This window comes from Gordonia humi (assembly GCF_014197435.1).
Classification (GTDB): Bacteria; Actinomycetota; Actinomycetes; order Mycobacteriales; family Mycobacteriaceae; genus Gordonia; species Gordonia humi.
Genome location: NZ_JACIFP010000001.1, coordinates 459,323 through 479,898, shown reverse-complemented (window position 1 = coordinate 479,898; position 20,576 = coordinate 459,323). Strand labels below are relative to the sequence as shown.

The 20,576-nt window shown below is 67.8% G+C and carries 14 protein-coding genes; 7 read left to right on the top strand and 7 right to left on the bottom strand.

Annotation, left to right across the window (positions count from 1 at the left end):
• Positions 1-16 precede the first annotated feature (16 nt).
• On the top strand, positions 17-1,501 hold the full coding sequence (locus BKA16_RS02180; protein ID WP_183369029.1) for an HNH endonuclease signature motif containing protein: 1,485 nt from the start codon (positions 17-19) through the stop codon (positions 1,499-1,501).
• An 80-nt stretch (positions 1,502-1,581) separates the two neighbouring features.
• Here BKA16_RS02180 and BKA16_RS02175 read toward each other — a convergent pair whose 3' ends face one another.
• From BKA16_RS02175 to exaC, 5 genes are all read right to left on the bottom strand, one after another.
• Positions 1,582-3,327: a penicillin-binding transpeptidase domain-containing protein gene (locus BKA16_RS02175; RefSeq protein ID WP_183369027.1), complete on the bottom strand. Its 1,746-nt coding sequence runs from the start codon at positions 3,325-3,327 to the stop codon at positions 1,582-1,584.
• Entirely contained in the window at positions 3,321-4,214 is an 894-nt protein-coding gene (locus tag BKA16_RS02170) for a serine hydrolase (protein ID WP_343067245.1), read from the bottom strand. The genes BKA16_RS02175 and BKA16_RS02170 overlap by 7 nt, the downstream gene beginning before the upstream one ends.
• Entirely contained in the window at positions 4,211-5,086 is an 876-nt protein-coding gene (locus BKA16_RS02165; protein WP_183369023.1) for a LysR family transcriptional regulator, read from the bottom strand. The genes BKA16_RS02170 and BKA16_RS02165 overlap by 4 nt, the downstream gene beginning before the upstream one ends.
• 530 nt (positions 5,087-5,616) lie before the next feature.
• Positions 5,617-6,030, bottom strand: a complete 414-nt coding sequence (locus tag BKA16_RS02160; protein ID WP_183369021.1) for a DUF779 domain-containing protein — start codon at positions 6,028-6,030, stop codon at positions 5,617-5,619.
• A gap of 141 nt (positions 6,031-6,171) precedes the next feature.
• Positions 6,172-7,695: an acetaldehyde dehydrogenase ExaC gene (exaC, locus tag BKA16_RS02155; protein WP_183369019.1), complete on the bottom strand. Its 1,524-nt coding sequence runs from the start codon at positions 7,693-7,695 to the stop codon at positions 6,172-6,174.
• A 140-nt stretch (positions 7,696-7,835) separates the two neighbouring features.
• On the opposite strand from exaC, the gene BKA16_RS02150 reads away from it, so the two are divergent.
• Both BKA16_RS02150 and BKA16_RS02145 read left to right on the top strand, forming a co-directional pair.
• Complete coding sequence (locus BKA16_RS02150; RefSeq protein WP_183369017.1) at positions 7,836-11,072, top strand: arabinosyltransferase domain-containing protein; 3,237 nt, start codon at positions 7,836-7,838, stop codon at positions 11,070-11,072.
• Entirely contained in the window at positions 11,065-14,400 is a 3,336-nt protein-coding gene (locus BKA16_RS02145) for an arabinosyltransferase domain-containing protein (RefSeq protein ID WP_183369015.1), read from the top strand. The genes BKA16_RS02150 and BKA16_RS02145 overlap by 8 nt, the downstream gene beginning before the upstream one ends.
• A gap of 53 nt (positions 14,401-14,453) precedes the next feature.
• On the opposite strand, the gene BKA16_RS02140 is transcribed toward BKA16_RS02145, so the two are convergent.
• Positions 14,454-15,566, bottom strand: a complete 1,113-nt coding sequence (locus BKA16_RS02140) for an NDMA-dependent alcohol dehydrogenase (protein ID WP_183369013.1) — start codon at positions 15,564-15,566, stop codon at positions 14,454-14,456.
• 133 nt (positions 15,567-15,699) lie between these two features.
• Here BKA16_RS02140 and BKA16_RS02135 point away from each other — a divergent pair, with 133 nt between their 5' ends.
• From BKA16_RS02135 to BKA16_RS02125, 3 genes are all read left to right on the top strand, one after another.
• Positions 15,700-15,921, top strand: coding sequence for an alpha/beta fold hydrolase family protein (locus BKA16_RS02135; RefSeq protein WP_183369011.1), 222 nt, complete (start codon positions 15,700-15,702; stop codon positions 15,919-15,921).
• Between the two features lie 394 nt (positions 15,922-16,315).
• Positions 16,316-17,497 (top strand): acetyl-CoA C-acyltransferase, encoded by a 1,182-nt coding sequence (locus BKA16_RS02130; protein WP_183369009.1) that lies wholly within the window; start codon positions 16,316-16,318, stop codon positions 17,495-17,497.
• A gap of 112 nt (positions 17,498-17,609) precedes the next feature.
• Positions 17,610-18,641, top strand: coding sequence for a DUF2889 domain-containing protein (locus tag BKA16_RS02125; protein ID WP_246371579.1), 1,032 nt, complete (start codon positions 17,610-17,612; stop codon positions 18,639-18,641).
• On the opposite strand, the gene BKA16_RS02120 is transcribed toward BKA16_RS02125, so the two are convergent.
• On the bottom strand, positions 18,629-19,270 hold the full coding sequence (locus tag BKA16_RS02120; RefSeq protein ID WP_343067244.1) for a TetR/AcrR family transcriptional regulator: 642 nt from the start codon (positions 19,268-19,270) through the stop codon (positions 18,629-18,631). The two genes, BKA16_RS02125 and BKA16_RS02120, sit on opposite strands and share 13 nt — an antisense overlap.
• A 169-nt stretch (positions 19,271-19,439) precedes the next feature.
• On the opposite strand from BKA16_RS02120, the gene BKA16_RS02115 reads away from it, so the two are divergent.
• Positions 19,440-20,576 (top strand): amidohydrolase family protein, encoded by a 1,137-nt coding sequence (locus tag BKA16_RS02115; protein WP_183369007.1) that lies wholly within the window; start codon positions 19,440-19,442, stop codon positions 20,574-20,576.

The following is a 20,576-nucleotide window of genomic DNA, read 5'->3' as shown; positions in this document are numbered from 1 at the left end:
TCTGACACGCCCTCCGATGACCGAACCCACCCACGACGGCCCGACACTCCCGGATTCACCCGCAGCTCTCCTCGCGCTCGCCGAGGCCGCGTTCGCCAAACTCAACGACACCAAGTTCGCCGCCCTCACCGGAGAGGACCTCCTGGCCGCCGCGGAAACCGACGAACGCATCCGCAACCGCCACGAAGCCGCCACCACCTCGCTGATGATCGAGATCAACGACCAGTACGCCTTCCACACCCGCGGTTTCCAGAACATACAGAAGTACATGACCACCGGTCTCCGGGTGGGTGCACCCGAAGCCAACACCCGGATGAAACTCATGTTCGCCACCGGCGAGTTCCTCGGCATCGGCGGCCAACGACTCCCTGCCCGTTTCGAGGCTACCGCCCACGCACTTCGTGAGGGCGGCATCAACCGGGCACACGTCCGCACTATCGCCGACGTGATCGACAAGATTCCCGCCGCGATCGACGCCGACACCGTCACCGCGGCCGAAGAACACCTCGCGGCCGCGGCGCGGGACCTCACCCCGGACGGAGTCCGCGCAGTCGGCGAGCGACTCCTCGGTCACCTCGACCCCGACGGGGAACTCACCGACGACGGTGACCGCAAGCGCACGCGTGGATTCACCGTGGCCCCGCAAGATGCCCGATTGATGTCCACGCTCCGCGGATCACTCACCCCGGCGGTCCGGGCCAAACTCGACGTCATACTCACCGCATGGGCCGCACCCGGGATGAACAACCCCGACGATGAATCACCGGTGTTCGGGGCCGTCGACCGGGACGGTCTGGACCCGCAGGTTCTCGCCGCCGCCGTCGAACGCGATACCCGCAGCACCGCCCAACGCAACCACGACGCATTGGCCGCGATGCTCGACTTCGTGTTGGGACACGGTGCGCTCGGCCGTCCGGATAGGATTCCGGCCGAGCTTGTTGTGACCGTCACCGATCAGGAGCTGGCGGCTGAAGCCGGTGTCGCGTATACGGCGACCGGGGCGCGGGTTCCGGTGAAGGATCTGGTCGAGGTCGCCGCCCACGCCACCCCACATCTGGCCGTGTTCAAAGCGCATACCAGTGAAATCCTCTACCTCGGGCGGGGTAAACGGTTGGCGTCGAAGGCGCAGCGGCTGGCGTTGTTCGCCCGCGATCGCGGGTGCAGCGGTCCCGAATGCGATGTCCCGTTCTCCCGGACCGAAGCCCACCACGTCACGAGGTGGGAGGACGGCGGGACGACCGACATCGTCAACCTGGGTGCGGCGTGCGGCAAACACAATCGGGCCGAGGGGAAGGGACCCGGGAAATGGGAGACCCGGCTCCTGACCGACGGCCCGCACGCCGGGCGCGTCGGGTGGCGACCGTCCGGATCGACCCGCCCATGGCAGGTGAATCCACTCCACCATGTCGGGCAGGAACCCGAATTCCTGCCCCACGGTCCACCCCGCGGCTCCGGTTCGGCCGTCGAAGCGCTCCTGGCGACGCTTCTCGACGCCGCCTGACTCGGTTTGTGGGGGTCTCGACTCCAGAGCCGGGCAGCACCGGCGCGGTGTCCGCGTCCGCCGCAGGGGGGAGGACCTGCTCAGCGTGGCATGTCGCCCTGCGCCGCCCGTAGGAAGTCACCGCTGACCTTCAGTGCGGGCGTGGAGCTGTCACCGCCCACGACGAGTGTCGCGAAGGCGAGGTCGCCGTCGATGCCGGCGAACCAGCCGTGCGAGTGCTTGTTGTCGCCGAACTCCGCGGTCCCGGTCTTCCCGCCCAGTCCGGGGATGTCGCGCAGGCTCGTGGCGGTGCCCGACGAGACGGCTTCGCGCATCGCGGATCGGATCGCTGCGGCGATCGGAGCCGAGATGGTCGCGGGTTCGGTGTCGTAGGTGGTCTTCTGGCCGTCGATCAGGCTGGGTACCACGGTCTTTCGGGCCGCCAGCGAGGCCTCGACGACGGCCATTCCGAACGGCGACGCGGTCACGGCACCCTGTCCGATGCCGCTCTCCACCTTCTGCGCGGGCGATGACGCCGCGGGGACCTCACCGGTGATCGTGGTGAGTCCGGGGACGGTGTAGTCGACGCCCAAGCCGAATGCTCGGGCGGTGTCGGTGAGCGCGTCGTCGCCGAGTTCGGTCGACAGGCCGGCCATCGTGGTGTTGCACGACTGCGCGAACGCGGTGTGCAGCGGCACGGTTCCGAGATCGAACTCGTCCTCGTTCGGGATCACGCGGTCGCCGAACTCCTGCTCCCCCGGACAGGCGAGACGCGCGTCCGGCGTGGTCACCCCGGCCCGCAGAGCGGCGGCGGTGGTGATCGTCTTGAACGTCGACCCGGGCGCGTACAAGCCGGTCAACGCGATCGGACCTTCCTCGTCCGCGGCGTCGTTCTGTGCGACGGCGAGAATACCGCCCGTCGACGGACGGATCGCCACGAGCATCGTCGGCCGCTTCTCGCCCGCGACCGCGTCGGTCGCGGCCTGCTGGAGTGCGACGTCGAGCGTGGTCCGCACCGGGTCGGGCGAGGTCCCGGGAAACTTCTGAACCTCGGCGACGGGTTCGCCGTCGCCGTTCACGATGCTCACGTCCGCACCAGCCGCGGCGTCGACCACCTGTCGCCACCGCTCTTCGAGCCCGTTCGTCGTCGGTGAACGGAGGTTCTTGTACGCGGTGATCAGTCTGCCCTCGACACGTGTGGTCACACCGTCGATCCCGTCGAGCGAGCCGATCCGCTCGGCGTCGGCGGCGCGCAGCGCCACGACGGTCTGCGGCCCCCGCTTGCCACGAAGCTCGGCGCGGATCGATGCCGCGGTGACCCCGTCGGTCACCGGCCTCAGCTTGCGTGCGAGCTCGGTCGCCGACGCCGACTCCGCAGCGTCGAGCGATACGACCGTGACCTCCCGCCAGGTGAGCAGAGGCCGGTTCTGTCGGTCGGTGACGGGAGTCTCGTAGTCTTTCACGTCGCTGTACAGCAGCCGATCGCCCGCCGACATCGAGCGGTGGATCAGGGTCGGCGACCACGTCACCTTGTCGCCGTCCAACTCGACGGGCGTCCGATAGGAGACGTCGCGCTCCCTCGGCAGGTGCCAGGTCCAGGTGAACTCGGTGTCGTCGTCATTCACCTCGACGTCGACGGTCGCATCTCCCATGCCGTCGAACGTGTCGACCAGCGTCTTGCTCGCGGCAACCGGATCGGTGGTCAGCGGGGCCGCGGTGGTCGGCTCGTGGGCGGTGAGCGCCGCGGCCAACCGCTCCGCGGGCGAATCGGACCCGCAGGCGACGGCGATCCCGGCGACCAGGGCGAGGACGAGAGCGGCGGCCGGGCCGCGGAGTCGGATCAGCATGGTCTCCTCAGTTCTGTGACGACGGTCCGCGCGACGTCACCGATCGCCCGGTCGATCACGGGCATGTCGGCGCCGACGCGGGCGCTCATGGTGAAGACTGCGATCGCGACCGGGTACTCGCCGGGCGCTTCGACGACCCCGATCTCGTTGCGGATCACACCGATCGACCCGGTCTTCCCGGCGACCGTCATCGGCGCGGGGAAGCCCGCGGCCAGCCGCGAGCGCACCACCTGTCTGCGCATCGTGTCGCGGATGAACGCGCACGAGGACGGCGACGCGGCCGTGTCGTTCCAGATGCGCGCGAGCAGACGGGTGCAGTCCTCCGGCGAACCCGCCGCCGAGTAGGCGACGTCGTAGGCCGACACCTCGACGTCGGTGTCCGGGTCGGCCAGCACGGCGAACGCCTCCTCTGTCGTCGTGGTGCCGGTCTCGGCTCGCAGCCGTCGATAGTGTTCGCGCACGCCGTCCGCGATGCGGATGCCGGGTACACCGAGCGCTTCGAGATCGGCGGTCAGCCGGGCGACCCCGACCTCGCCGAGGAGAAGGTCGGCGGCGCCGTTGTCGGAGACGGTCATCATCGAGATCGCCAGATTCCGCAGCGTCGTGGTGACCGGGTCGGGCAGGATCGAGATCCCGGTCGGGCCCGCCGTGACGGACGGCGGATCGGTGGTGACGATCGCTCCCAGGTCGGCCAGACCGTCGTCGGCGAGGCGACACAACGAGACCAGCAGAGCGGTCTTGTACACCGAACCCAGAACCACCGGCTGGTCGCCGCGCCACGAGTACGCTTCGCCGCCGGGCGCCAGCGACCTCGCGTGGATCCATCCGGCGCAACCGGCGTCGGCGAAGACGTCGGTCACGGCCCGGTCTAGAGGTGCACGGGTCACGGCGTCGCCTTCGCGAGGCGCCACAGGTCGGATGCGAGTTGTTCGGCCAGGTCGCGATGCGCGACGGTTCGATAGACGATTCGCACGCGCATGCGGGGCAGGTCGGTCGACAGCACGGAGACTCCCGGCACCTCGCGGAAGGCGCCCGGATCCGCTGTCACGGTGAACGCATCGCCAGCCGCGACGAGGGCCGCGCACTCGGTAACCGACGCGGTGACGGTCGTCGACGGATCGACACCCGCCGCACGGAGTTCGTCGATGAGCTGGTCGAACGCCGGGGGACCGGCCGATCTCGGCGTATACGCCAACGACAGATCGGCCAGGCGCGACAGACGCGGCCGCTCGGCCGACGCCGTCGGATGCGTCGTCGGCACGATCACCCGTCGTGGAAGCCGGATCGTCGCCGTCGACTCCAGTCCGGCCGTCAACGCGGGGTGTTCGACGACGGCGAGGTCGAGTTGTCCGGAGCCGACCTGTTCGATGAGCTCGACGGTCGAGCCGACGACGGGCATCTGTTCGTCGACGTGCTCGGCGAGGCGGGCGGCGCATTCGGCAGCAACGATCCGACCGCACACGTCGGCCGCGCCCCACCGCAACGCCTCGCTCGATCCCGCGGACCGTCGTGCGTCCGAGATCAGCCGGTCCGCATCGTCGACGAACAGACGCGCGCGGGCCAGCAGCGCCCGTCCCGCCCCGGTGAGTTCGGCGCCGCGCTGCGTCCGCTTGATCAGGTCGACCCCCAGTTCTCGCTCGGTCCGTCGCAGGATCTGGGAGACGGCGGGCTGCGACAGGTCGAGTCGTCGCGCCGCGTCGCCGAAGTGTCCCTCCTCGGCGACGGCGACGAAGACCCGCAGGTGCCGCACCATGTCCATGCGCCCGACCCTATGCGCTCGCGGGTCGATCCGGCCGTTCACGACGCGGCCGTTCGGCGATCACAGACCGTTATCGTGCGAGGTCGTGCCAAACGACAGCCGCGATATCTCTTCGGCGGGCGTCGGATCGACGTGCACGATCTACCCCGTCACGTGAGGTCCGTCGGAGTCTATGTGCTTCCTTCTCGAAATCATCTGGCATGGCCATCAATCCCGAGCGCTGTGATGTGCATTGCAGAACGAGTGCAGGACAAGGTCGGATTCATCACCGGTGCCGCGCGGACAGCGTCGCGAACACGCGCTCCGTCTGGCGGAGGAGGGCGCCTGGTCGCCGTCGTTCTGGGCCACCCCGATCCATGCATCGCGGCATGCGGGATATGAGCCAGTGTGCGGTGGCCGTGTCGCTGGATTTCGCCGCGAGGACGACCCCGCGGAAGGGCCGCTCGGCGTCGGACGAGTCGATGGTCGGCGGAGAGCGGCGCCGAACCGGGAGAGGATCGTGCGGAGGTCTGACACCTCCTGGGGCAGACCTACTCGAAGTCGGCGCCGACCTTCGGCGGGTTCGCCGCCAGCAGTGCCATCTCGTCGTCGTCGAAGGCGCGGCTGCGGGAGAGGAACCGTACGCCCTCCGGGGCCTCGAGGGAGAATCCCGCGCCGCGCCCCTTCACGACGTCGAGGATCAGCTGCGTGTGCTTCCAGAGTTCGAACTGGTCGCCGTTGATCCAGATGCGGACCTCCGGAAGCGGGGCGGGCAGATCGACGATGCCGACCAGCACATCGCGCTGACCGACGCGGAACTCACCGACCGGATAGCACATCGGGGCCGACCCGTCACAGCATCCGCCTGACTGGTGGATCATCAGACCGCCGTGCAGTTCGGTCAGTTTCGTGAGGAGTTCGACGGCGGCCGGGGTCGCCGTGACACGGTCGGGGGCGGTGGACATGGCCGTCGTCCTTTCATCGGTGGGTACGTATCGAGCGTATGCGGATCGGAGCTCGCCCGGGCCGGGTTCGCCGGCCCGGGCGAGGGTCTGTCGTGGGTCGACCGGGGTGGAGTAGGTCTCGATTCCGCTCGACCGGCGGGACTAGAAGAAGCCCTTGGCGCTCTGCGCGTAACCGACCAGGAGGTTCTTGGTCTGCTGGTAGTGCTCGAGCATCATCAGATGGTTCTCGCGGCCGATGCCCGACTGCTTGTATCCGCCGAAGGCGGCGTGCGCCGGGTAGTCGTGGTAGGTGTTGGTCCACACCCGACCGGCCTGGATGTCGCGGCCCGCGCGGTAGGCGGTGGCGCCGTTGCGGCTCCACACGCCGGCACCGAGACCGTACAGGGTGTCGTTCGCGATCGAGATCGCCTCGTCGTAATCGGTGAACGACGCGACCGACAGCACCGGTCCGAAGATCTCCTCCTGGAAGATGCGCATGTTGTTGCTGCCCGCGAACACGGTCGGCTGGATGTAGAAGCCGTCGGACAGGTCGCCGCCGAGGTCGGCGGGCTCGCCGCCGGTGAGGACCGTGGCGCCCTCCTCGCGGCCGATCGACAGGTACGAGCGGATCTTCTCCCACTGGTCGCTCGAGGCCTGCGCACCCATCATCGTGTCGGTGTCGAGCGGGTTGCCCTGCTTGATCGACGCGACCCGGGCGACGGCCTTCTCCATGAAGTCGTCGTAGATGCCGTTCTGGACGAGGGCGCGGCTCGGGCAGGTGCAGACCTCGCCCTGGTTAAGGGCGAACATCGAGAAGCCTTCGAGTGCGCGGTCGAGGAAGCCGTCGTCGGCGCTCATCACGTCGTCGAAGAAGATGTTCGGGCTCTTGCCGCCGAGTTCCAGGGTCACCGGGATCAGATTCTCGGTGGCGTACTGCATGATCAGACGGCCCGTCGTGGTCTCGCCGGTGAACGCGATCTTGCGGATGCGCGGGCTCGACGCCAGCGGTTTGCCGGCCTCCACACCGAAGCCGTTGACGATGTTCAGCACGCCGTCGGGCAGCAGGTCGCTGATGAGACTCATCAGATAGAGGATCGACGCCGGGGTCTGCTCGGCGGGCTTGAGGACGATCGCGTTGCCCGCGGCGAGCGCCGGAGCGATCTTCCAGGTGGCCATCAGGATCGGGAAGTTCCACGGGATGATCTGGCCGACGACGCCGAGCGGCTCGTGGAAGTGGTAGGCGACCGTGTCGGCGTCGATCTCCGAGATGCCGCCCTCCTGCGCGCGGATCGCTCCGGCGAAGTAGCGGAAGTGATCGATCGCCAGGGGGATGTCGGCGGCGAGGGTCTCACGGACGGCCTTGCCGTTCTCCCAGGTCTCGGCGACGGCGATGCTCTCGAGGTTCTCCTCCATGCGATCGGCGATCTTGTGGAGGATCAGCGCGCGCTCGGCCACCGACTTCTTGCCCCACGCGGGTGCGGCGGCGTGCGCGGCGTCGAGCGCCAGATCGATGTCCTCGGCGGTCGAGCGCGCGACCTCGCAGAACGTCTTGCCGTCGACCGGCGACGGGTTCTCGAAGTACTGGCCCTTGACCGGTGGGGTCCACTTGCCGCCGATCCAGTTGTCGTAGCGGGACTGGTAACTCATGACGGAACCGGTGGTGCCGGGCTTCGCGTAGACGGCCATCTGATGACTCCTTCGTCGTGTCACATCTTCGGTCACTGAGTGATGTGAAGCACACGATAGGCCGCGGATGGTTGCAGTGACGTTGCAATGCGGCGACGGCCTTCAGGCTTTCCTCATCGCCACGAACTAGGATTCCCCTGATGCCTACTCCGACCACAGCGCGCGCTCGGACGTACGCGATCATCGCGGCCGTGGCCGGGGCGATCGCGATCGTCGCCGCGATAGCCACACCGTTTCTGCCGGTCACGCAGCATGATGCGACGATCGATTGGCCCGCCGGACAACAACTGGAACCGGCCAACGGCTCGGTCGTCGCCCCGCTGACGACGCAGACTCCCGCCGGGCTCGACATCACGATCGGCTGCGACACGCTCACCCGACAGACCGATCCGGCGACGATCGTCTCGACGATGCCGTCGTCGGCCGAGGGGTTCCGCGACAACGCGTTGTCGATCACCGCGTCGCGCACCGGAGCCTCGGTGACCGTCCGCGGCACCGAGGTCGCAAGCGCGAGCAGGGACGAGCTCGCCCGATGTAAAGAGCTGCACGTGTGGACCGACGGGCCCACGGTGTTCGCTCGGTTCATCGGACTCGGCCCGGCCGTGACCTCCGACGACGCACAGAAGCCACTGGTCGCGGGCGTGTTCACCTCCCTCGACGCGGCGCAGGTCGAGGACGCGCAGAACTCCGGCCTCGCCGTGCACGTCGACGTCGACAACCGGTTCGACGTCACCCCGACGGTCGTCAAGTGGCTGGTGCTGGTGATCGGCGTGATCGCCGCCGTCGTCGCCCTGTTCGCGGCGTACCGACTGGACGTCCTCGGCGGGTACCGTCACCGTTTCGCCCCGGCCGGTCGCTGGCGACTGCTGATCCCTCGTCTGGCAGATGTCCTGGTGACCCTCGCGCTGGTCGTCTGGCACTTCCTCGGGGCCGGCTCGTCCGATGACGGCTACATCCTGACGATGGGTCGGAACGCCTCCGACGCAGGCTATTTCGGCGACTACTACCGCTGGTTCAACGTGCCCGAGGCGCCGTTCGACTGGTACTACGCGTTCCTGCACCACTGGTCGGAGATCTCGAGCGCCGCCGTCTGGATGCGATTGCCCGCGCTGGTCGCCGGCCTCGTCTCCTGGTTCATCCTCTCCCGTGTGCTCCTGCCACGACTGGGTGTGGCGCTGCGTCGCTCCCAGCTCGCGACCCTCACCGCGGCCGCCGTCTTCGTGGCGTTCTGGATGCCGTTCGCGAGCGGTCTGCGCAGTGAGACGATCATCGTGCTCGGCTCGCTGCTCACCTGGTGGATGGTGGAGCGGACGGTCTCGACCCGCCAGCTCCTGCCCGCCGCGCTCGCCGCGCTGTTCGCCGGACTCACTCTGGCCGTCGCTCCACACGGACTCATCGCGGTGGCCGTGCTCATCGCGGGCAGCCGCCCCATGCTGCGCGCGGTCCGCGCCCGCCGTCGCGATGTGGCGCTGGCGTCGTTGGTCGCGCCGGTCCTGGCCGCCTGCGCGCTGGTGGTGTTCGTCGTGTTCCGCCAGCAGACCGTCGCCACCGTGCTCGAAGCGACCCGCGTGCGCTACGTGATCGGACCGACCGCCGACTGGTACCAGGAACTGCTGCGCTTCTACTTCCTGACCCTCTCGCACGACGACGGCGCCCTCGCCCGCAGGCTCCCGGTGCTGCTGCTCATTTTGGCGCTGCTCGCGACGCTCGCGGTCCTGCTGCGGCGCAAGCACATTCCGGGCATCGCCCGCGGCCCCGTATGGCGTCTGGTGGGTGCCACACTGCTGACCGTGCTGCTCCTCGCGTTCACCCCGACCAAGTGGACCGTCCAGTTCGGCGTCTACACCGGGCTCGGGTCGGCGCTGGCCGCCGTCGTCGTGGTGATCATGGCGCAGCAGGCGGGACGGTCCACCCGCGACTTCTGGATCTACCTCGCCGCCTTGATGCTCGCCTGCGCGGGTGCGACGGCCGGCGCCAACGCGTGGGGCTGGAGCTTCGACCTGGGCATCTCCTGGTCGGACAAGATCCCGGGCCTGGCCGGACAGCCGCTGCCCACCCTCGTCCTCGTGTTGACCGGCCTCTGCTTCCTCGCGGCCGTCTGGTGCCATGTGCGTCCGCCGCGCGAACCCGCCCACCCGACCGGGTGGCGACGCGCGATGCTGTCGGCGCCGATGCTGATCATCGTCGTCGCGCTGCTGCTGGCCGAGTTCGCGCTGTTCGCGCGCGCGGCCGTCGCCCGCTCGGACACGTACACGCACGTCAGCGCCGACCTGCGGTCGCTCACCGGAGACACCTGCGGAATGGCCGACGACGTCTTCGTCGAACCCGACTCCAATGTCGGCATGCTGACCCCGATCGGCACCGACGACCCGTCGAAGGCGCTGGCGGGCGACTCGCACGGGTTCACGCCGAACGGTGTCGCCGACGACCTGGTGCCGGACAACATCGGGATCGGCGCGGGCACCATTCACACCGGACGCAAGGTGTCGCAGAGCTTCTCGGTGACGCTCGGCACGCCCGGGACCACCGGCGGGCGCGGACCTGAGACGGTCAACGGGTCCACCGCAGCACTGCCGTTCGGGCTGAATCCGGCCACCACGCCGGTGCTCGGCAGCTACGGGTACGACGACGGGACCGCGACGCTCACCTCCTCGTGGTACGAGCTGCCCGACCGGAACGTGTCACCGCTGCTGGTGATCTCGGCCGCCGGATCGATCTTCTCCATCGATGGGGACGACGCCGAGCGTCCCGGACGATCACTGATCGTCGAGTTCGGTCGCCAGGACGGAAGCGGCTTCACCAAGGTCGGGCAGGCCGTTCCGATCGACCCGGACTGGGGCGCCAACCGTCCGTGGCGCAACCTGCGCGTACCGATGGACCAGGTGCCCGCCGGGGCCACCGCGATGCGGATCGTGGCCGACGACTCGAACGTCAATCCGGACGAGTGGCTGGCGTTCACCCCGCCGCGCGCACCGCGCCTGAAGACGCTCGACGCACTCGTCGGCCACGATCAGCCGGTGTTGCTCGACCTGTCCGTCGGCGCCCAGTTCCCGTGCCAGCAGCCGATGACCGCGCGCGACGGTGTCTGGGACGTCCCGGGCTGGCAGATCTCGCCCGATCAGATCACGGCGGGTTCCAAGTCCAAGTCGTGGCAGCACGTCTCGGGCGGCGGCGTCGAAGGCGCCGTCGACGCGGTGACCAAGCCGTCGACCGCGTCCAGCTATCTGAAGAACGACTGGCATGAGGACTGGGGTGCGTTGATCAAACTGACGCCCCTGATGCCGGACGCACCGGCCGCGCGTGTGAGCACCGGCGCCTCGAAGGCATGGGGCTGGCACCGGACCGGACCGATCAGGGCGGTGTCGCCGAATGAGTGAAGTGGAGAACGTGGAAATCCCGCAGGACGTCGTCGAACCGACGGCTGGGCCCAGCGCCCGGACCGTGAAGATCGCCAAGATCGTCGCCGTCGTCGCCGGTGCGCTCGGCGTGCTCCTGGCGATCGTGGCGCCGATCCTGCCGGTCTCGTACACGCAGACCGAACTGAACTGGCCGCAGGCCACGGGCCAGAGCTCGACACCGGTCGTCGAGTCGGTCGCGGCGCCCAACGTCTCGTACGCGCCGGTTGACATGGACCTGTCGGTGCCGTGTCGACTCGCCGCGGACCTGCCGGCGAACGGGGGCGTGCTCCTGTCGACGGTTCCCGCGGCGGGTGAGGAGGCGGGGACCGTCGGATTGTTCGTCCGCGCGACCGCCGACCGGATCCTGGTGACCCAGCGCAACGCGGTCGTGCTCAACGTGCCGCGCGCTCCGGCGCAGGCGTCGGCCGACTGCCGCATCCTCTTCCACGCGGACACCTCCGGAACCCGGGGATCGGTCGAGGGATTCACCGCCGACGGTGCGCAGACCACCTTCTCCTCGGACGATCCGAAGTCGCGTCCGCAGATCATCGGCGTCTACACCGACCTGCCGAAGACCGCCGACACCGAGGGGCTGAGCTACCACTCGACCGTCGACACGCGGTTCATCTCCACCCCCACCACGCTCAAGGGCGCCCTGCTGATCTTCGGCGTCCTGATGACGGTGCTGTCGATCGTCGCGTTGGCCGTCCTCGACGCGCGTGACGGTAAGAAGCTGCGGCGCATGCTGGCACGCGGCTGGTGGCGCCCGACGGTGCCCGACGTCCTGGTCACCGCGGTCCTGATCGTCTGGCTGTTCATCGGCGGCAACACCGCCGACGACGGCTACCAGGTGACGGTCGGTCGGATCGCGCCCGGCGCGGGCTATCTGGACAACTACTATCGTTACTTCGGCGTGCCGCAGGACCCGTTCGGCTGGCACTACCAGTACCTCTCACTGTGGATGCAGGTCAGCACCTCGGTGCCGTGGCTGCGTCTGCTCCCGCTGCTGTTCGGCCTGGCCGGATGGTTCTTGATCAGCCGGTTCGCGCTTCCCCGTCTGGGACGCGCGGTGCGGACCTCGCACGCCGCGTACTGGGCCGCGGCGCTGGCCTTCCTAGCCGTCTGGCTGCCGTTCAACAACGGCCTGCGCGTGGAGCCCGCGATCACCGTCGGCATCCTCGCCACCTGGATCCTCGTCGAACGAGGCATCGCGACCGGACGCCTGGTGCCGTGGGCGCTGGCCATCGTGGCCGCCGCCCTGACGTTGACGATCCACCCGGTCGGGGCGATCGCCGTCGTCGCACTGGTCGCCGGACTGCGTCCGCTGTTCGCCCGGCTCCGCTCGCGCAGCGGCCGCGACGGCTGGCTGCCGATGCTGATGCCGCTGTTGGCCTCCGGCCTGGCGATCCTCTACGAGATATTCGCCGATCAGACGCTCGCGTCGATCATGGAGGGCGTCAAGGTCCAGGGCATCGTCGGACCCACCAACAAGTGGTGGAACGAGGGCATGCGCTACTACGTGCTGCTCAACCCGACACCGGACGGCTCCATCGCGCGCCGGATCGGCGTGTTCGTGACGATCCTCGCCGTGCTGCTCATCGTCCTGGTCCTGCTCAGCAGGCGACGGGTGTCGGGCATTCCGAGCTTCCCGCTGTGGCGGCTCATCGCCGTCACCGCGGGCGCCGTGGTGGTCCTCGCGTTCGTGCCGACCAAGGCCACCCACCAGCTGGGCTCCATCGCCTGTCTGACCGGTGTGCTCGCGGCCGCCGCGACGGCGATGGTCCGCCCGGCCGTCCTGACCCGGCGCTGCAACCGCACGTTCTTCGCCGCGGCCGCCGTCTTCGCGCTCGCCGTCTCGTTCGCCGGACGGAACCAGTGGTGGTACGTCGGCAGCTACGGCATTCCGTGGTCGGACGACACCCCCCACTTCCACGGCATCGGCCTGTTCTGGCCGATCCTCGTCGTCGCCGTCCTCATCGCGCTGTACGGCGCGTGGCAGTACTACCGCGACGATCAGCGGGAGCAGACCGGTGCCGAACCGGTGCGCGACAGCGGTGGACTCCTCGGACGGATCCCGACGTACTCGCTGTCGATCGTGTGCGCCGTCGTGCTGCTGTTCACGTTCGCCTCGTTCGCCAAGGCGGCGCGCAGCGACTCGTGGACCTGGACCAGCTCGAACATCGACTCGTTCCGCGGCAAGCCGTGCGCCCTCGCCGAGGACGTGCTCGTCGAGGCCGACCCCAACCAGGGACTGCTGCGGCCCGCCGAGGTCGCGGGGCAGCGGAACATGAGTGTCGCGGCCGCGCTGGCGGGCGAGTCGGAGGGTTTCACCCCCGACGGCGTCTCGTCGAACCTGGAGGCGGATTCGAGCGACTCCGGTGAGGAGTCGAGCGGCGCCATCCAGCAGACCGGCGACGACCAGGCGACCGACGACTCGCAGGACTCGTCGTCGGGTGACACCAGCGGCGGCACCGTCAGCACGCGCGGCGTGAACGGATCGTCGGTCAAACTGCCGTTCGGCCTGGATCAGCGCCAGGTGCCGGTGCTCGGCACCTTCGGGTCGCCGAACGGCCGCGGCCACCTGACCTCCGGGTGGTACCAACTGCCCGAGCGCAGCGACGCGGCTCCGCTGGTCACCATGTCGGTGGCCGGCACGATCGAGTACACCGACGAGTGGAACGTGGTGAACCCGGGCCAGAAGGTGCGTCTCGAGTTCGGCCGGGTGGAGCCGGACGGCAAGGTCACGACGGTCGCTTCGATGACGCCGCTCGACGTCGGCGGCGCGCCCGAATGGCGCAATCTGCGGTTCCCGTTGAAGGATGCGCCGCCGCGCGCCAGCGTGGTGCGGATCGTCGCCGACGACGTCTCGCCTGCGCCCGCGCAGTGGGTGGCGGTCACGCCGCCGCGCGTCACCGATCTGACCGTGTTGAACACGCTCGTCGGCAGCGACGCCCCGGTGCTGTTGGACTGGGAAGTCGCCCTGGCGTTCCCGTGCCAGCGCCCGGCCGCCGCGGTCGACGGGATCCTCGAGGTCCCCGAGTGGCGGATCACACCCGACGCCGAAGGCGAACGCGTCAACTCGCAGCGCTGGATGGCGGGAGACTACGGCGGCCCGCTCGGCATCACCGAGAACATGCTGCAGTCGATCCAGAAACCGGCGTACCTGCGCAACGCGTGGGCCAAGGACTGGGGCACCCTGCGCCGGTTCGTCCCCCTCGTCCCGCAGCAGAACGCGAAGCTCGACCTCAGCGAGGTCCCGCACAACGGCCTCTGGACGCCGGGACCTATGCGGCCGTACAAGAACTGAGGTCCGTCCGCTGGTCGGGTAGGCGGAGGGGCCGTCCTACGGTGGAGCCGTCTTCACGGGAACTCGATGAGTCCGCGAATGATCGTGCCGGCCTCTTGGTCGACATACCCTTGATTGACTTGGTCCAGGGTGTACCGGTGGCTGATCAGGCGGTCTAATTCGAGCCTGCCTTCCGCCCATAGCCGCAGGAACAGCGGGATGTCGGATTGCGGGTTGCACTGGCCGAACAGAACACCTTGAATTCGGAGGACGTTGTACGCCAGGAGTCCAACGGGCAGTGCGACCGCGATGTCGGTCGGCACGTCGCTGAGGCCGACCACGGCGAGCGTGGCGCCCTTGCCCGCGCATCCGGCGGCCCGGCCGACGGTCGCAGCGTCCATGACTCCAGAGCAGACGATCACGGAGTCGGCTCCCGTTCCCGCGGACAGTTCCTGCGCCCACCGAGCGGCCTGCGTAGCGTCATCGGTGGCCCTGGTTGCGCCGACGCTCAGCGCGAACTCCCGTTTAAAGGGCACCGGATCGACGACGATGATGTGGCTGGCGCCCGCGTGCGCCGCGCCTTGCACAGCGTTGACGCCGATTCCGCCTGCGCCGAAGACGACGACGACATCGCCAGGGGCAACCTCCGCAGCGTTGACTGCCGCACCCCACCCGGTGGGGACCCCGCACGACAACAGGGCGGCCACGTCGAGGGGAATGCTCGTGTCGATCTTGACGAGCGAGCGCTGCGAGACGACCATCCGTTCGGAGAAGGTCCCCAGAGCGCAGAATCCGCCGACTCCCTCACCGTTGCGTTCAAAGCGGTAGGTGCCGTCGGCCATCAGCCCGGTGCCTGCGTTTGCGCCCCAGTCGCACAGATAGGAGCGCCCGGTGGCACAGTATCGGCACGTGCCGCACGACGGAATGAACGAGTACACGACGTGGTCGCCGACCTGAACACGATCGACACCGTCGCCGACCGCTTCGACGATTCCGGATCCCTCGTGGCCGCCGACGATCGGGTAGGTTCCCATGCCGCCCATGTGCTTCAGATGTGCATCGGAGTGACACATGCCGGCGAACTTGTTCGCGACGCGCACCTCGCCCGGCCCGGGTTCAAGGAGGTCGATCTCTTCGACCGCCCACTCGTGGCCGGGGCCCTCAAGAACTGCTGCTTTGATCTTCATTCGTCAATCCTGTGGTCGGAGGGGCGAGTGCTCTTGCCGATACGAACGCTCGCGGACGGGTTCGAAGCGAGCTGTGGAAAACACTCGGCGGGAGAATATTCCGCACAATTATAACAATCAGTTATCTGTATATATGAGTGAGTTGCGCAACATCGGTCCGCCGGGAGGTGTCGACGGACTGGAACGCTCGGTGGAGGTCGGCGACGCCGAGATCTGGTTCGATGTCCGTGGAGGCGGAGATCGAACCGTAGTCCTCGTGCGTGGCCAGCAAGCGCATCACGGATGGTGGCGCGGGGTGATGCAAGAGCTCTCGGGCGAGTGTCGTCTTGCTCTTCTCGACGGATATCCGGCCTGACTTGCGGGATGTGGCTGCGGCCTACGCGGTGCGAGAGGCGGATTGCGGATGGACGTGGAAGTACGACCAACAGGGGGTGCCGGGATCGCCGACGGGTTGGCGAAACGCTCGGTTGCGTCGATGCTCCGGCTCAGTACGTGTGGGTGCAGTAGGGCGGTGTCGTGCGCGGTGGCACCGTCGACTATCTGTGAACGATGTCCGCCGCAGATCGGATCGCGGTCAGCGAGCTGGCCGCGATCCTCACCATCACGTGCTTTTCGAAGCATTTGTCCGCTGCGCATCGGCTATCGGTGCGGCCGCTCGCTGCTGACCTCAAGTGTGGATCGGTGTTGCGACACAGACCCTCGAATGGTTATATTAGATAACTATTAAAGTTCGAGCCGAGGAGCTACTCGTGACTTCTGCTGTCATCGTCGACATCATCCGTACCGGATCGGGTAAAGGAAAGCCGGGCGGTGCGCTGTCCGAGATGCATCCGGCGGTGATGTTATCGCAGGTCATCCGCCTACTCGTTGAGCGAAACGGCCTCGATCCTCAGCTGGTGGATGACGTGATCGCCGGCTGTGTCGGGCAGGTCGGCGACCAGTCGCTCAACATCGCGCGGACCGCAGTTCTTCACGCGGGATTCCCCGAGTCCGTCCCCGGCACCACGATCGATCGTCAGTGCGGTTCGAGCCAGCAGGCCGCCCACTTCGCGGCCCAGGCGATCATCTCCGGCGCCCAGGACATCGTGATCGCGGGCGGTGTGGAGTCGATGAGTCGCGTCCCGATGGGTGCCGCGGCGCTGCCGGGAACCGACCCGCAGGGACCGCTCGCCGAGCGCTACCCGGCGGGTCTCGCGCACCAGGGCATCGGCGCCGAGCTCATCGCGGCGCGCCGGAACATCAGCCGTGAAGAGCTGGATGCGTTCTCGGCGCGCTCTCATGAGCGTGCGGCTGTGGCTTTCGCCGAGGGGGCGTTCGCCGACGAGATGGTGTCGGTCACCCTGCCCGGCGGTTCCACTCACCTCGTCGACGAGACGGTTCGGCCGACCACCACTGCCGCCGGACTCGCCGGGCTCACGTCGGCGTTCTACAACGAGCAGTTCGCGAAGCGGTTTCCCGAGATCACCTGGGCCATCACGCCCGGCAACTCGTCGCCGCTCACCGACGGAGCGTCGGCCGCACTCATCATGAGCGAGGAGAAGGCCGCCGAACTCGGTCTCAAGCCGCGTGCGCGATTCCACACGTTCGCAGTGTCGGGTTCGGACCCGCTGGTCATGCTCGATGGCGTCATCCCGGCGACGAAGCAGGCCCTCGCGAAGTCGGGGCTGTCGATCGGGGAGATCGACGCCTATGAGGTCAACGAGGCGTTTGCGCCGGTCCCGCTGGCGTGGGCGCGTGAGTTCGGTGCCGACGAAGCCAAGCTGAATCCGCGCGGTGGAGCGATCGCACTCGGACATCCGCTCGGCGGCTCGGGTACGCGCCTCATGGCGACGATGGTGAACTACCTGGAACAGACTGGTGGTCGCTACGGTCTGCAGACGATGTGCGAGGGCGGCGGCATGGCCAACGCCACCATCATCGAGCGCATCTGAGCGCGGTCTCATGCAGAAGCCCGGCGTCGACGATCGACGTCGGGCATCCGCGATTCCGGGGCGTGCGGGCATAGAGTCAAGAAGTAAATCATTGTGCTGATGAGGTGTCGACATGACCGAGGAATTTTCGAACGACGTTGCCGCACCGGACTTCTCGAATTCGCGTGCGCGGGTGCACGGCCCCGGGCAGTCTGCACCGGGACGACGTCCGGGGTCGATTCGTCGCACCACGACGATCGACATGCGCTGGGCGGACGGGTGGGGCACCGACCTGTACCTCGACGGTCGCGGGCGAGATCTGCGGACGGCCGAGGACCGCTCGACGAAGACCCTCGCGACGAGCCGGATGCGTCTCGACGTCGATCCGCGGCGGAACGTTCTGCGGATAGAAGCCGAGCCCGGGCGTCCTGGGATCGAGCATCTGGTCGGCGGCGGGGCGGGCAGCGGCTTCCGTCGACGGCTCGGCGATGCCGTGCCATCGATCACCGGTCACGATCCGGTGGATCTGATGCTCGACGACGTCCCCGGTGCGACCCTCGTCTCGGGGTTCGCCTTCGCTCAGTGGTACCCGATCGAACAACTTCTCGCCGACGTGCCGAGGTCGCCCGGGCCCGCCCGGCGCACGATGGTCGGTATCTGCACCGGCTTCATGCCGGGATCGAGTGGACTGGCCCCCGACGGGACCTCGCGTTGGACACATCGCACGCGGCCGGTGGAGCCGCTCGACTCAGTCCCGGACCCGCTCGCCTGGCACGACCTCGCCGAGATCGCCGAGGTATCGATGCGGCGGGCACGGCGGATCGATGTGTGGCGAGACGGTTCGACGGCGTACGTCGACGCGATGTTCCAAGACAGTGCGACCCGCCCGACCGGGAGTCGGATCGCAGTACACGAGTACGGTTTACGCGCGAGCGCAGATCTGGAAACCGGGCGACTCGCGTCGGTGACGCCCGAAGCCCATGTCCTCCCGTACGCCGAGTGTCCGCTTGCAGTGCTCAACGTCGATCGTCTGATCGGAACGCCGATGGCCGACCTGCGGAGCGCGGTGCTCGACGAGCTGAGCGGAACGGCGGGATGCACGCACCTCAACGATGCGCTGCGTGCCCTCGCTGACGTGCCGTATCTGTCGAGTCAGCTGGCCTGAACCTCGTTCGCGTCGAGCAGTCGGTGGGTCTGCGCCGACATCGGCGCCGTGAGCATGTGGACCCACCCGTCGATGGAGTTGCTCAGCTGGACCTCGCTGATCGGGTGGCCCGATCGAGCGTGCTCGCTCAGCAGGTTCAGCACACTGTTGTACATCTGGAAGGTCCGTCCCCGCTGGATCCGGTCCGGTATGTCGCCTGCGGCGGCGTCGACGATGAGTTCCATCAAGTCGGCCGTCCAGTCGTAGACGTCCGGCGGCCAGTAGTTCTTCGTCGCCCGAGGGTTCTCGCTCAGGCGCGCGAGGAACGGCGTGAACATCGACCCGGACGCGATCGATTCGACGAGTGGATCGACGACGAGCCGCACGGCGGTTCGTGGGTCGTGCTCCGTTCCGGTGTGCCGGGCGTCGTTCAGAAGCTCGGTTCGCCTGCGAACGAGATCGTCGCTACGCCAACGGATGAGTGCCTGGATCAAGCCGAGTTTCGAACCGAAGTGGTACGAAATCACCGACGTGTTCGACTGCCCCGCCGACTCGCGGATCTCCCGCAGTGTCGCACCCTCGACGCCGCGCTCGGCGAACAGCCGTTCGGCGGCCTCCATCAGCGCGATCCGTGTGGCCTCCCCTGTCACGTGTGCTCGTTTGGCCACGGTTCACGTCCCTTCGCCGGCCGTATCAGTGTGCCATCGAAAAATATAATAGAAAGTTATTAAAAAGTCTTGCTCGAATCCGTTAGACGAATATACTGTTTGACGAGCGGTTCGCACTAGCGCGAGCCAAGGAATGCGTGGAGGAATGCACATGACCAAGATGTGGACCAACTCGGGCGACTCTCACTTCCTCGAGCCGGACGATGTGTGGACATCGCGACTCACGAAAGAGATGGCCGATCTCACACCGAAGTCGGAGAAGGATCCAGACGGAGAGTGGGAGACGGTCTCGGTCGATGGCCAGACGTTCCGTCGCAAGCTTCCGACGTCGGCAGCGGCGGAGTTCCTCGAGGAGAGCCACCGGCCGCAAGGGGTCCGCGATCCGCGGGCGCGACTAGCCGACCTCGATAAAGAAGGTGTGTGGGGCGAGGTCATCTTTCCAAGCCTCGGCATGTGGGCGTCGACGTTCCGCACCCCGGAGCTGCTGAAGGCGTGCATGCGGGCCAGCAACGAATACGCACGTGACGAACTGGCGCCCGTCTCCGACCGCTATGTCGTCACCGGACAGGTGTCCACCCTGCGCGTCGAGGACGCGGTCGGCGAGATCGAGTGGTTGGCGGAGAACGATTTCAAGGCCGTCTTCCTGCCGACGACGCCCCATCCGTCGGCACCGGACTGGCACCGCAACGACTGGGAGCCGTTCTGGGACATCTGCGATAAGGCAGGCATCATCCCGGCGTTTCACATCGGCACCGATCCGGTCGACATGGCCGCGGCCGGTGCAGGGGTGGTCTACCGCGGACCGGGCGGTGCGGTCATGAACTACACGGAGACCACGTTCTCCGGGCAGCGCGCGGCGATGAAGCTCGTCGCATCCGGTGCGCTCGACAGGCATCCGAACCTGCGGGTCCTGATCTCCGAGGGCGGCGCGACGTGGATTCCGTTCCTCGGCGACCGTCTGCTCGAAGGCTACCGTCAGCACCACATGGCGGTCCGTCCCAAGCTCAGTCGGGATCCGAAGGAGATCTTGATGACGCAGGTGTACGCATCGTTCCAGCACGATGAGACCGCGGTCGCCGCATGCGAGGCGATGGGCTACAACAACGTCATGTTCGGATCGGACTACCCGCACATGGAGGGGACATTCGGCCACACGCAGAAGACCCTCGAAGGACTGTTCGCCGACGCGAAGCCCGAGACCACCCTGCGGATCACGCAGGGCGCGTTTTACGAGCTCTTCCCTGACGTCCCGTCGGTGCCCGCGAGCACCGACGTCATCGAGGGATGA

Coding starts and splice junctions, on each gene's coding strand:
- BKA16_RS02145 (WP_183369015.1), top strand. CDS start 11,065: ATGAGTGAAGTGGAGAACGTGGAAATCCCGCAGGACGTCGTCGAACCG.
- BKA16_RS02150 (WP_183369017.1), top strand. CDS start 7,836: ATGCCTACTCCGACCACAGCGCGCGCTCGGACGTACGCGATCATCGCG.
- BKA16_RS02165 (WP_183369023.1), bottom strand. CDS start 5,086: ATGGACATGGTGCGGCACCTGCGGGTCTTCGTCGCCGTCGCCGAGGAG.
- exaC (WP_183369019.1), bottom strand. CDS start 7,695: ATGGCCGTCTACGCGAAGCCCGGCACCACCGGTTCCGTCATGAGTTAC.
- BKA16_RS02180 (WP_183369029.1), top strand. CDS start 17: ATGACCGAACCCACCCACGACGGCCCGACACTCCCGGATTCACCCGCA.
- BKA16_RS02135 (WP_183369011.1), top strand. CDS start 15,700: ATGAGTGAGTTGCGCAACATCGGTCCGCCGGGAGGTGTCGACGGACTG.
- BKA16_RS02160 (WP_183369021.1), bottom strand. CDS start 6,030: ATGTCCACCGCCCCCGACCGTGTCACGGCGACCCCGGCCGCCGTCGAA.
- BKA16_RS02140 (WP_183369013.1), bottom strand. CDS start 15,566: ATGAAGATCAAAGCAGCAGTTCTTGAGGGCCCCGGCCACGAGTGGGCG.
- BKA16_RS02175 (WP_183369027.1), bottom strand. CDS start 3,327: ATGCTGATCCGACTCCGCGGCCCGGCCGCCGCTCTCGTCCTCGCCCTG.
- BKA16_RS02125 (WP_246371579.1), top strand. CDS start 17,610: ATGACCGAGGAATTTTCGAACGACGTTGCCGCACCGGACTTCTCGAAT.
- BKA16_RS02115 (WP_183369007.1), top strand. CDS start 19,440: ATGACCAAGATGTGGACCAACTCGGGCGACTCTCACTTCCTCGAGCCG.